Annotated in this window: 9 protein-coding genes; 3 read left to right on the plus strand and 6 right to left on the minus strand. The window is 74.4% G+C overall.

The features are described from left to right. Positions 1-10: 10 nt before the first annotated feature. Complete coding sequence (locus L6241_RS07795) at positions 11-799, minus strand: purine-nucleoside phosphorylase (protein WP_368246065.1); 789 nt, start codon at positions 797-799, stop codon at positions 11-13. Between L6241_RS07795 and L6241_RS07800 the strand changes: the two genes are divergently transcribed. After that, entirely contained in the window at positions 756-2321 is a 1566-nt protein-coding gene (locus L6241_RS07800) for an NAD(P)H-quinone dehydrogenase (RefSeq protein WP_368245636.1), read from the plus strand. The two genes, L6241_RS07795 and L6241_RS07800, sit on opposite strands and share 44 nt — an antisense overlap. A gap of 62 nt (positions 2322-2383) precedes the next feature. Next, complete coding sequence (locus tag L6241_RS07805) at positions 2384-2662, plus strand: hypothetical protein (protein ID WP_068273406.1); 279 nt, start codon at positions 2384-2386, stop codon at positions 2660-2662. Between the two features lie 95 nt (positions 2663-2757). Here the strand turns inward: L6241_RS07805 and L6241_RS07810 are convergent, their stop codons facing one another. Further along, positions 2758-4539 (minus strand): biotin carboxylase N-terminal domain-containing protein, encoded by a 1782-nt coding sequence (locus L6241_RS07810; RefSeq protein WP_368245637.1) that lies wholly within the window; start codon positions 4537-4539, stop codon positions 2758-2760. 111 nt (positions 4540-4650) lie between these two features. Between L6241_RS07810 and L6241_RS07815 the strand changes: the two genes are divergently transcribed. Next, positions 4651-5502 carry an aldo/keto reductase gene (locus L6241_RS07815; protein WP_368245638.1) on the plus strand — a complete coding sequence of 284 codons (852 nt, stop codon included), beginning with the start codon at positions 4651-4653 and terminating at the stop codon, positions 5500-5502. 63 nt (positions 5503-5565) lie between these two features. Here L6241_RS07815 and L6241_RS07820 read toward each other — a convergent pair whose 3' ends face one another. From L6241_RS07820 to L6241_RS07835, 4 genes are read right to left on the minus strand one after another with little or no spacing between them, the layout of a single operon-like run. After that, a complete protein-coding gene (locus L6241_RS07820) occupies positions 5566-6864 on the minus strand; it encodes a class I SAM-dependent methyltransferase (RefSeq protein WP_368245639.1) in 1299 nt (432 codons plus the stop codon). Next, entirely contained in the window at positions 6861-8324 is a 1464-nt protein-coding gene (locus L6241_RS07825; protein ID WP_368245640.1) for an FAD-binding oxidoreductase, read from the minus strand. The genes L6241_RS07820 and L6241_RS07825 overlap by 4 nt, the downstream gene beginning before the upstream one ends. A 40-nt stretch (positions 8325-8364) precedes the next feature. After that, positions 8365-10926 carry a DUF4153 domain-containing protein gene (locus tag L6241_RS07830; RefSeq protein WP_368245641.1) on the minus strand — a complete coding sequence of 854 codons (2562 nt, stop codon included), beginning with the start codon at positions 10924-10926 and terminating at the stop codon, positions 8365-8367. Beyond that, on the minus strand, positions 10926-11633 hold the full coding sequence (locus L6241_RS07835) for a response regulator transcription factor (RefSeq protein ID WP_368245642.1): 708 nt from the start codon (positions 11631-11633) through the stop codon (positions 10926-10928). Before L6241_RS07835 ends, L6241_RS07830 begins: the two co-directional genes overlap by 1 nt. Positions 11634-11714: the final 81 nt, after the last annotated feature.

The raw sequence follows: 11714 nt of genomic DNA on the forward strand, positions 1-11714 counted from the left end.
GCGGGCCCGGTCAGATCCGGCCGACGATGTCGGCGAGCAGCCGGCCGCAGCGCTGCGCGGCGGCCTGCCCGGCGGCGACGACCTCGTCGTGCGAGAGCGGCTGGTCGCTCACGCCGGCGGCGTGGTTGGTGACGAGTGAGATGCCGAGGACCTCGAGACCGGCCTGGCGGGCGGCGATCGCCTCGAGCGAGGTCGACATGCCGACGAGGTCGCCGCCCAGGGTGCCGGCCATGCGCACCTCGGCCGGGGTCTCGTAGTGCGGACCGCGGAACTGGACGTAGACCCCTTCGTCCAGGCCCGGGTCGACCTCGCGGGCCACGGCGCGCAGCCGGCTCGAGTACAGGTCGGTGAGGTCGACGAAGGTCGCGCCCTCGATCGGCGAGGTCGCCGTGAGGTTGATGTGGTCGCTGATGAGGACCGGGGTGCCCGGGCCCCACTGGGGGCGCAGCCCGCCGCAGCCGTTGGTGAGCACGACGGTCGAGCACCCGGCGGCGGCCGCGGTGCGGATCGCGTGCACGACGGCCCGGACGCCGCGACCCTCGTAGTAGTGCGTGCGGGTGCCGTAGACGAGGGCGCGACGCCCCGTCTCGCCGATGGCGACCGAGCGCATGACGCCCGAGTGCCCCGCGACGCTGGCCCGGGCGAAGCCCGGCACCTCGTCCTGCTCGATGCTCGCGAGGGTCTCGCCGACGAGGTCGCCGGCCTGGCCCCACCCCGAGCCGAGGACGAGGGCGACGTCGTGACGCGGCGCCCCGGTGCGCTCCGCGATCACCGCTGCTGCGGCACGGGCCACGTCCATCGGGTCGGTCGCGGGGTCGTCGAGGTCGAGGGCGGCGGGGTCGTCATGCACGGGGGGCAGGCTATCGCGGGCTGAGCGGCCACCGCCGCGCCCCGGCCGGGGTGGTTGGATGGGGGCCGTGACGACGCGCGACAGCTCTGTGGTGATCATCGGCGGCGGCCCCGGCGGGTACGAGGCGGCCCTCGTCGCCGCGCACCTCGGTGCGCGGGTGACCATCGTCGACCGCGACGGCATCGGCGGCGCGGCGGTGCTCACCGACTGCGTGCCGAGCAAGACCCTCATCGCCACCGCCGACTACATGTCGGCCTTCGAGACAGCTGCTGACCTCGGCGTCCACCTCGAGGACGGCGAGGGCGACGCCGTCACCGACACGGTCGCCGCCCTGGGCGAGGTCAACCGCCGCGTGCTCGACCTCGCCGCCCACCAGTCCAGCGACATCTCCGCCCGTCTCGACGAGGTCGGCGTGCGGGGCGTCTCCGGCACGGGCCGTCTCGAGTCGCCCGGTGTCGTCGTCGCGACGACCGACGAGGGGGACGAGCGGCTCGAGGCCGACGTCGTGCTCGTCTCGACCGGTGCCACCCCGCGCGTGCTGCCCACGGCGCAGCCCGACGGCGAGCGCATCCTCACGTGGCAGCAGATCTACGGGCTCACCGAGCTGCCCGAGCACCTCGTCGTCGTCGGCTCGGGCGTCACCGGTGCCGAGCTCGCGCAGGGCTTCCTCGGCCTGGGCGCCCGCGTCACCCTCGTCTCCTCGCGCGACCTCGTCCTGCCCGGGGAGGACCAGGACGCCGCGGCCGTCATCGAGGACGTCTTCCGCCGGCGCGGGATGACCGTGCTCAACCGGTCGCGGATGGCCTCCGCCGAGCGCCGCGGGGACGGCGTCGTCGTCACCCTCACCGACGGCCGCGAGGTCGAGGGCAGCCACGTGCTCATCGCCGTCGGTGCCGTGCCGCAGACCTCGGGCCTCGGGCTCGAGGAGGCCGGGGTCGAGCTCAGCGAGTCCGGGCACGTCGCCGTCGACCGCGTCTCGCGCACGTCGGTGCGCGGCGTCTACGCCGCCGGCGACTGCACCGGCGTCTTCGCACTCGCCTCCGTCGCGGCCATGCAGGGCCGGATCGCCATGTCCCACGCGCTCGGCGACGCGGTGGCCCCCCTTCGTCTCGGCGCCGTGAGCGCCAACGTCTTCACCGACCCCGAGATCGCCACGGTCGGCATGACCGCGGCGCAGGCCGAGGCCAGCGAGGAGGTCGAGGCCGTGACGATGCCGCTCGCGCGCAACCCGCGGGCGAAGATGCTCGGCATCTCGGAGGGCTTCGTCAAGATGTTCTCGATGCGCGGCGCGGGCACCGTGCTCGGGGGCGTCGTCGTCGCCCCGCGCGCCTCGGAGCTGATCTTCCCGCTCTCCCTCGCGGTCCAGAACAGGCTGAGCGTCGACCAGGTCGCCGCCACCTTCACCGTCTACCCCTCGCTGAGCGGCACGCTCGCCGAGGCGGCCCGGCGCCTGCACCCCACCGAGGCCTGATCGCGGCGTAGCGTCGGGAGCGGCCCGGCGGAGCGTCCGCCGGGACCGATGAGGAGGCCCGGATGAGCGACCAGCAGATCCCCGCACCCAACCCCGTCCCGCCCGCGCAGGGCGATGCCCAGCCCGGCGACCCGAACGCCCCCGCGGTGCCCGGCGAGACCCCGGGCGGCGAGCCGAGCCCGCAGCCGGGCGTCACCCCCGAGCCCCAGCCGGGCGGCACGCCGACCCCAGGGCCGCCGCCGCAGAGCGACCCCGACCCGCTGCCGGGCACCCAGCCTGAGTTCGACCCCCAGACGCAGACCGACGGCACCCCGCCCGGTGGCGAGGAGCTGCGCGGCTGAGCGGGCGGCGCGCGAGCGCCCGTCGCACCACCGCACGACGAAGGGGGGCGGTCACCAATCCGGTGACCGCCCCCCTTCGTCGTCCGCGCGGAGGGTCAGGCGCCGTCGGCATCCGTGATCTCGGCGAGGACGGCGCCGTTGCTCACGGTGGCCCCGACCTCGGCGGCGAGGCCGGTGATGGTGCCGGCCTTGTGCGCGGTGATCGGCTGCTCCATCTTCATCGCCTCGAGCACGAGGACGAGCTCGCCCTCGGCGACGCTCTGCCCCTCCTCGACGGCGACCTTGACGATCGTGCCCTGCATCGGCGCGGTGAGGGAGTCGCCGGAGGCGGCGGCGCCGCCGCTCTTGCCGCCGCTGCGGCGGGGGGCCTTCTTCTTGGCGGTGGCACCGCCACCGCCACCGAGCGCGAGCCCGGCGGGCAGGACGACCTCGAGGCGCTTGCCGCCGACCTCGACGGTGACGCGCTGGCGCTCACCGGTCTCCTCGCCCTCGGCGACCTCTCCGCCGTAGGGGGCGATGTCGTTGACCATCTCCTCCTCGATCCAGCGCGTGTGCACGGAGAAGGCCTCCTGCGGGTCCGCGGGGGCGAAGGCGGGGTCGGAGACGACCTTGCGGTGGAAGGGCAGGACGGTCGGCATGCCCTCGACCTGCAGCTCGTCGAGCGCACGGCGGGAGCGCGCCAGGGCCTGCTCACGGGTGCTGCCGGTGACGACGAGCTTGGCGATCATCGAGTCGAAGGCGCCGGCGACGGTGTCGCCGGCGACGATGCCGGCGTCCCAGCGCACGCCCGGGCCCTGCGGGATCGTCATCGCCGAGACGGTGCCCGGGGCGGGGATGAAGCCGCGGCCGGCGTCCTCGCCGTTGATCCGGAACTCGAAGGAGTGGGCGCGCGGCGCGGGGTCGTCGAAGCCGAGCTCCTCGCCGTCGGCGATGCGGAACTGCTCGCGCACGAGGTCGATGCCGGTGACCTCCTCGGTCACCGGGTGCTCGACCTGCAGGCGGGTGTTGACCTCGAGGAAGCTGATCGTGCCGTCCTGGGCGACGAGGTACTCGCAGGTCCCGGCGCCGACGTAGCCGGCCTCGCGCAGGATGGCCTTCGAGGCGCGGACGAGCTCGGCGTTCTGCTCGTCGGTGAGGAAGGGCGCGGGCGCCTCCTCGACGAGCTTCTGGTTGCGGCGCTGCAGCGAGCAGTCGCGGGTCGAGACGACGACGACGTTGCCGTGCTGATCGGCCAGGCACTGGGTCTCGACGTGGCGCGGGCGGTCGAGGAACTTCTCGACGAGGCACTCGCCGCGGCCGAAGGCGGTGACCGCCTCGCGCACCGCCGACTCGTAGAGCTCGGGGATCTCCTCGAGGGTGCGGGCGACCTTGAGACCGCGCCCGCCACCGCCGTAGACCGCCTTGATGGCGACCGGCAGCCCGAACTCCTGGGCGAGGGCGACGACCTCGTCGGCGTCCTTGACCGGGTCCTTCGTGCCGGGCGCGAGGGGGGCCTGCGCCCTGACGGCGATGTGCTTGGCCTTGGCCTTGTCGCCGAGCGCGTCGATGGCCTCGGGGGAGGGGCCGATCCAGGTCAGCCCGGCGTCGATGACGGCCTGGGCGAACTCGGCGTTCTCGGCGAGGAAGCCGTAGCCGGGGTGGACCGCGTCCGCGCCGGCCTGCCGGGCGACCTCGATGAGCTTGTCCTGCAGCAGGTAGGAGTCGCCGGGCGTCGTGCCGCCGAGGGCGTAGGCCTCGTCGGCCACCGTGACGTGCAGCGACTCGCGGTCGGGGTCTGCGTAGACGGCGACCGAGCCGATGCCGTGGTCCTTGCACGCGCGGGCGATACGGACTGCGATCTCGCCACGGTTGGCGATGAGGACTTTGCTGATGGCCATGAGGGGGACTGTAGCGGGGTCGTGCGGGCGCCGGTCGTGAGGTGACTATGACCTGGACAACGGCCCGCGCGAGGGGGCCGGGCCGGGGCTGCAGCGCCTAGGGTCGAGGACATGGCTGATGTGAAGAACGTGCACCTCGACCCCTCCTCCGGCGGCGTCGACATCCCCCAGCTCGGCTTCGGCGTCTTCCAGGTCGACGACGACCAGGTCGAGGCGCCGGTCGCGGCTGCGCTCGGTGCCGGCTACCGGCACATCGACACAGCGCGGATCTACGGCAACGAGGCCGGCGTGGGCCGCGCGCTCGAGCACGCGCCGTACCCGCGCGAGGACATCTTCGTCACGACGAAGCTGTGGAACGACGACCAGGGCGACGTCGACACGGTGCGGACCGCGCTGCGCGGCTCGCTCGAGCGCCTCGGCCTCGCGCAGGTCGACCTCTACCTCATGCACTGGCCGGTCCCGGCGGCCGACCGCTACGCGCAGGCGTGGCGCTCGCTGCTCGCGGTCCGCGAGGAGGGGCTCACCCGGGCCGTCGGCGTGTGCAACTTCAAGCCCGAGCACCTCCAGCGCGTCAGCGACCTCACCGGCATCATGCCGGCGATCAACCAGGTCGAGCTGCACCCGTACTTCCAGCAGCGCGAGCTGCGCGACTTCCACCGCTCGCACGCCGTCGTCACCCAGGCGTGGAGCCCGCTGGGCCAGGGCGGCGAGCTGCTCCAGGACGAGGTGATCCTCGACCTCGCCCGCAAGCACGACGCGACCCCGGCGCAGGTCGTCATCGCCTGGCACCTCGCCCTCGACCACGTCGTCATCCCCAAGTCGGTCACCCCGTCGCGCATCGCGGAGAACTTCGCGGCGACCGAGGTGACGCTCGACGACGACGACCTCAAGGCCATCGAGGGCCTCGACCGCTCGGACGGGCGGATTGGCCCGGACCCCACCACCTTCGGCAAGGACGCCTGAGCGACGGCTCGACGACGAAGGACCCGGCCGGCTGGTCGGGTCCTTCGTCGCGTCGAGGCCGGGCTACCCGCCCCACCACGGGCGAAGGGGGACCGGCGCCGGCCGGCGGGGTGCCAGCGGCCGCTGGGCGAGGACGTGGAAGAGCTCGGTGACATCGGTCTCGAAGCCGTACTGGCAGGCGCCCATGTACAGGCCCCACAGCCGGGCCTTCGGCTCGCCGACCTCGGCGACGCACTCGTCCCAGTGCTCGACGAGGTTCGCGCACCAGCCCGCGAGGGTGCGTGCGTAGTGCTGGCGCAGGTTCTCGGCGTGGTGCACCTCGAGCCCGGCGTCCTGGATCGCCGCGAGCACCGTGCCGCCGGCGCTCAGCTCGCCGTCGGGGAAGACGTAGCGGTCGATGAAGCGGCCGGCGCGGGCCGGCCCGGAGGTGACCGGCCGGGTAATGCAGTGGTTGAGGAAGAGCCCGCCGGGGCGCAGCAGCTCGCGGACCTCGCCGAAGTACTCGCCGTAGTGGTCGCGCCCGATGTGCTCGGTCATCCCGATCGAGCTCACGGCGTCGAAGTCCCGCTCGGGCACGTCGCGGTAGTCCTGCAGGCGCACCTCGGCGAGATCGCCCAGACCCTCGCGCTCGATCTCGCGCTGCGCCCACGCGGCCTGCTCGGCGCTGAGGGTGACACCGAGCGCGCGCACCCCACGACGGGCGGCATGGCGCACCATGCCGCCCCACCCGCAGCCGAGGTCGAGGAGCCGGTCACCCGGGGCGAGCGAGAGCTTGTCGTGCACGAGGCGGTACTTGTGCTCCTGCGCCTGCTCGAGGGTGGTCCCCTCGTCGGGGTAGACGGCGCACGTGTACGTCATCGACGGCCCGAGGACGAGCTCGTAGAAGCGGTTCGACACGTCGTAGTGGGAGGAGACGACCTCGAGGTCGCGGGCCCGGGTGTGCCGGCGCAGCCCGTGCAGGGCCCGCTGCCAGCCGGGCGGTGCCTCGAGGTCCGGGACCGGTGGGCGTCGCACGGCCGACGGCCCGAGCGAGCGTGCCACCCGGGCCAGGGTGCGGGCGTCGGGGCGGCGGGCGACCTCCTCGCGCAGGTGCTCGAGGACGGCGAAGAGGTCGTGCGGGGCTCCGGGGTGCACGCCCCCGAGCCGCAGCTCGCCGGAGAGGTAGGCCCGGGCCAGCCCGAGGTCGCCCGGCGCGGTGACGACGTGCTGCACCGCGCGCGGGGAGAGGACCTCGATCTCGAGGCGGGCGTCCGGGGAGCCGAAGACCGACCCGTCGTAGGCGCACACCCGCAGCGGTGCGTCGGCGGGCAGGAAGGCCTGGAGGATCTCGGCGACGCTCATCCGGTCGCGGGTCGTCGTCATCGTCGTCGGACCGCCTTGTCGTAGAGGGTCGGGAAGCGGGACCCGGGGTCGAAGCGGGTCTTGAGGCGGAGCGCGTGATCACCGCCGTAGAGGGCGGCGAAGGTCGCCTCGTCGTAGAAGGCCTCGGAGTAGAGGGACTTGTGCCCGCCCATGCGCCCCACGGCCTGCTCGACGGCGCGGTTGCAGGCGCTCGGGTCGCCGGGGGTGGCGGGCACCGTCGACCAGAAGCCGATGTTGACGTAGGTGCGCCCGGGACGAAGGGGGTAGAGCGGCCACGGGCGGTCGGCACCGGGGGCCTCGGAGCTCTCGCGCATCCGCAGCGGGCACAGCCACACCGGCTCGACCGGCACCTCGGCGAGGAACCACCGCAGGAAGTCGGCGGTGCGCCCGACCTCGACCTCGACGTCCTGGACCACGCGCTCACGGGGCGGGCGGCCGGCGCGGCGCTCGAGCCGGTCGGCGACCGCGAACCGGCGGTCGAGGGCCACGAGACGCCAGTAGACGCTGCTGCGCAGCCATCGCCTCGGCCACAGCCGCCGCACCCGCGGGTCCTGGGCGCCGAAGGCGCGCGAGCACCAGAACCAGTCGGTGTCCCAGCGCCACACGTAGTCGCGGATGGTGAGGCGGTCGTGGGCCGTGCCGCTCGGGTGCTGGAGCGAACGGTAGTAGACCTGCTGGCCCGTGTAGTCGCTCGTCGGCCCGGGCTCGTCGCTCCACCGGGCGAGGACGACGTAGCACTCGTCCGCGGCGAAGACGACGGCGTCGACCGCGTCCACCCGCTCGCCGTCGTGCGCGCCGGTCTCGGCCACCCGGGCGAGGGTGTCCTGCACGGCGTCGAGGTCGTCCAGGCGCACCGAGCGCAGGACGACGAAGGGGGGCACCTCCTCGAGCTCGATGCGCAGCCGCACCGCGTAGCCGAGGCTGCCGTAGGAGTTGGGGAAGCCGCGCCACAGGGCCTGCTCGTCGGCGGTCCCGTCGGGGGAGGCGGTGACGACCTCGCCGGTCCCGGTGAGCACGTCCATCGAGCGCACCGACTCGTGCGGCAGGCCGTGGCGGAAGGAGGTCGACTCGATGCCGAGCCCGGTGACGGCACCACCGAGGGTGATGGTCTTCAGCTGCGGGACGACGAGCGGGAGGAGCCCGTGCGCGAAGGTCGCGTCGACGAGCGTCTCGTAGGTGCACATCCCCTGGACCTCGGCGGTGCGGGTCGCCGGGTCGATCTCGACGACCCCGGTGAGACCGCTCGTGTCCAGGCCGGGCCCGCGTGCGCGCGAGCGCTCGCGGAAGAGGTTCGAGGTGCGCTTGGCCAGCCGGACCTGCTGCTCGGAGGGGACTGCTGCGAAGGAGGCGAGGAGACGGTCGACCCCCTCCGCGTGCGCGGACCACCCCACGCACGCTGAGGCGTGCGTGGGGCGCACGAGGCGGCTCAGGGTCGCCAGTGACGAGGTCGCTGGACGCATCGCCGTCAGGCTACGCCCGACGTGCGACGGCCGTGGGGGACTAGGACCAGCGGGGTCCGGACGGGCAGGTCGCGGCGGCCGGGTCGTCGACGTAGACGCGGGCGATCTCCTGGGCGCGGTGCCGCGAGAGGTTCCACGCCGGCACCCCCTCGTCCGGGTCGGACCACCGGGCCAGCGCGCAGGCCTTGACGTCTCGGGGCAGCGAGCTCGCGTGGATCGTCGGCGCGGCGTCCGCGCTCATCGACGTGAGGTACTCGGTGTCGATCCGCCCCGTCGCCTCGTAGCGCGCGATGTTGCGCCCGGCGACGAAGGCGGAGACGTCGCCGACCGTGAGGACGAGCATCGTCGCCGCACCGGTGAGGACGACGAAGCGGCCCGACCACCGCCGCCAGGGCACGTAGAGCGAGACGAGGACGCCGAGGAGCACGACGCCGAACCAGATCTCGAGCAGGTCCGCGGCCACCCGCGTGACGGTCCACCCGTAGGCCTCCTGGTAGAGCACCATGCGGCGCAGGGCCGAGCCGACGACGAGCAGGGCGAGCACGCACAGGGCGGTGCAGAGCCCGGTGCGCAGGCGCCGGTCGGCCGCGCGCTCCGCGCGACCCCACGTGCGCACGAGGCTGACGAGCCCGATCGTCAGCGCGGTGACGAGGGCGAGCTGGGCGAACCCCTCGCGGGCGGACTCGGCGTAGGTGACTCCGGTCGTGCGCAGCACGTACTCGTGGCCGCCGACGAGCGAGGCGGCCTGGGCCGCGAGCCAGGCGACGAAGACGGCGATGACGACGACGAGCGGCACCTGCCACTCCCGCGGTGGCACCCGGTAGCCGACGGCCGCGCTGGGCTCGACTTCGTCGACGGCCGGCGGGTTGATCGCGACGTAGAGACCGCACAGCGTGACGCCGGCGAAGAAGACGAAGGTGAAGACCCGGAAGACGGCGTCGTCCCCGATCTCCGGCAGCGCGGCGTCGACCCAGGAGCCGAGCACGGCGTCGGAGCTGGCGAGCAGCCCGCCGAAGACGAGGAGCAGCACGAGCGAGATCGCGGCCACCCGCACCGTCGACCACACCTGTCCTCGGCGTGCGCTCGCCCGCAGGGTCCGGTCGAGCAGGGGCAGGCCGCGCATCGCGGCGGCCGGCCAGGCGAGGACACCCGCGGCGACACCCGGCAGGGAGCGGGCACCGGTGCACGCGAGCATCGCGAGCACCGCGCCGGTGAGCAGGGCGAGCACCACGAGCCCGAAGTCGGCCCGCAGCACCGTCGTCAGGGCGAGCGGCACCGCGAGCGCGGCGACGACGAAGGAGAGCGGGCGCGACCGGCGCGGCGAGGCGACCCACAGGCTCACCCCGCCCGCCACGAGGACGAGGAGCAGCCCGAGGCCGGGGTCGTGCCCGGGGAGCACGACGGCGGCGAGCGCGCCGACGGCCAGCGCCACCCCGACGGCCCGCGTCTGCGGGCGCTCGTCGCGCTCCGGCCACCACCGGCGGACCCAGCCGCGGGGCTGGTCGAGCACATCGGGCAGCGGTGCGACGGCCGGCACCGTCGGTGCGGGCAGGGCGGGGTCGGGTGTGCTCATCACGGGCTCCTGGAGTCGGGCGGAGGGGTCGAGGGGCAGGGTCATGCGCAACCGGGCGCCAGGGGAGGAGCCCTCTCGCGGCGGGAGGGCCTCGACCCGGCCGCCGTGCATCGCCGCGACCCAGCCGACGATGGCCAGGCCGAGCCCGGTGCCGCCGGCCGCGTCGCCGCCGCTGCCGAAGCGGTCGAAGAGCCGCTCCGCGCGGTCGGGCGCGAGGCCGGGCCCCTCGTCCTCCACGACGAGCGACCAGTGGTCGGGTCCGGCCAGCGCCGCACGAAGGGTGACCGTGCCCGCCTCGGGGGAGTGGCGCAGGGCGTTGTCGACGAGGTTGGCGAGCACCTGCTGCAGGCGACCGCGGTCGGCGGTGACGACGAGGTCCTCGGGGTCGACGCGCGCGACGAGCTCGACCGAGCGGCTCTGGAGCGCGGCCTCGCCGACGGCGCGGTCGAGGAGCTCGCGCACGGGGAGGCGCTGCGGGGTCATCGGCGCGCCGCGCCCGTCGTCGCGGGAGAGGTCGAGCAGGTCGGCGACGAGCGCCCCGAGCCGCTCGGACTGGTGCAGCGCCTGCTGCAGCGCGGCGTCGTCGGGTGCCGTGACGCCGTCGACGAGGTTCTCCAGGAGGGCCTGCTGCGCCGCGAGGGGGGTCCGCAGCTCGTGGGCGACGGTCGCGACGAGACGACGCCGGTGCTCGTCCGCGGCGCCGAGGTCGTGGGCCATCGACGACAGCGCGCGCGACAGGGCACCGATCTCGGCGGTCCCCGAGTCGGTGACCCGCACGTCGTAGTCACCGGCCGCGACACGGCTCGCCGCCGCCGTCATCTCGCGCAGCGGCGTCGTCATCCCCGTGGCGAGCCAGCGCGTCACGACGAGCGCGAGGGCGATCGTGACCGGGAGCGAGATCCACAGCGGCACACCGACGTCGGTGCCCAGCGCACCGACGAGCGCGGCGACGACGACGCTCGCGCCGACGAGCACGGCGAGCCGGGTGCGGATCGAGGTGACGCCGGCGAGGGGCTCGCGACGGTCCATCACGGCGCCTCGTCGGCCAGGGCGTACCCGACGCCGTGGACGGTGCGCAGACGGTGAGCGCCCACCTTCGCCCGGACCGCCTTGACGTGGCTGTCGAGGGTGCGACTGGCCAGGCTCTCGTCCCAGCCCCACAGCTCGGCGACGATGCGCTCGCGCCGCACGACGGTGCCGGGGTCGGCGCAGAGCAGCGCGAGCAGGTCGAACTCCGTGGGCGTGAGGTGCACCTCCGTGCCCTCGACGGTGCAGCGCCGGGTCCGCGGGTCGAGCTCGAGGCCGTCGTGCCGCAGCACCGGCGTACCCGGGTCGGCGAGCTCGCGGGCGCGGTCGACCCGGCGCAGCAGGGCGTGCACGCGGGCGAGCACCTCGCGCATCCGGAAGGGCTTGGTGAGGTAGTCGTCCGCACCGAGCCCGAGACCGAGGACGACGTCGGCCTCCTCGTCGCGGGCGGTGAGCACGAGCACCGGCACGGGGCGCAGCGGCTGGATCCGGCGCATCACCTCGAGGCCGTCGAAGCCGGGGAGCATGAGGTCGAGGACGACGACGTCGGGCGCGGTGCGCTCGAAGGTGTCGACCGCGCCCGGTCCGTCGACCGCCCGCTCGACGGCGAAGCCCTCCGCGGCGAAGCGGTCGCACAGGGCCTGGTTGATCGTCGGGTCGTCCTCGACGACGAGGACGCGACGCGGCGCGGGGACGGGATCGAGCGGCATGAGCCCAGGCTAGGGAGCCCCACCTGCAGGCCTTCGGAGGTCGATCTGGAGATCTCGTGGAGATCCTGTCCCCCCTCCGAC

Source organism: Janibacter sp. Y6, from assembly GCF_040900765.1.
Lineage (GTDB): Bacteria > Actinomycetota > Actinomycetes > Actinomycetales > Dermatophilaceae > Marihabitans > Marihabitans melonis.

What these genes read in the sequence shown, in the direction of transcription:
- L6241_RS07795 (WP_368246065.1), bottom strand. Translation starts at nt 799, where the DNA reads ATGGACGTGGCCCGTGCCGCAGCAGCGGTGATCGCGGAGCGCACCGGG.
- L6241_RS07805 (WP_068273406.1), top strand. Translation starts at nt 2,384, where the DNA reads ATGAGCGACCAGCAGATCCCCGCACCCAACCCCGTCCCGCCCGCGCAG.
- L6241_RS07810 (WP_368245637.1), bottom strand. Translation starts at nt 4,539, where the DNA reads ATGGCCATCAGCAAAGTCCTCATCGCCAACCGTGGCGAGATCGCAGTC.
- L6241_RS07815 (WP_368245638.1), top strand. Translation starts at nt 4,651, where the DNA reads ATGGCTGATGTGAAGAACGTGCACCTCGACCCCTCCTCCGGCGGCGTC.
- L6241_RS07820 (WP_368245639.1), bottom strand. Translation starts at nt 6,864, where the DNA reads ATGACGACGACCCGCGACCGGATGAGCGTCGCCGAGATCCTCCAGGCC.
- L6241_RS07825 (WP_368245640.1), bottom strand. Translation starts at nt 8,324, where the DNA reads ATGCGTCCAGCGACCTCGTCACTGGCGACCCTGAGCCGCCTCGTGCGC.
- L6241_RS07830 (WP_368245641.1), bottom strand. Translation starts at nt 10,926, where the DNA reads ATGGACCGTCGCGAGCCCCTCGCCGGCGTCACCTCGATCCGCACCCGG.
- L6241_RS07835 (WP_368245642.1), bottom strand. Translation starts at nt 11,633, where the DNA reads ATGCCGCTCGATCCCGTCCCCGCGCCGCGTCGCGTCCTCGTCGTCGAG.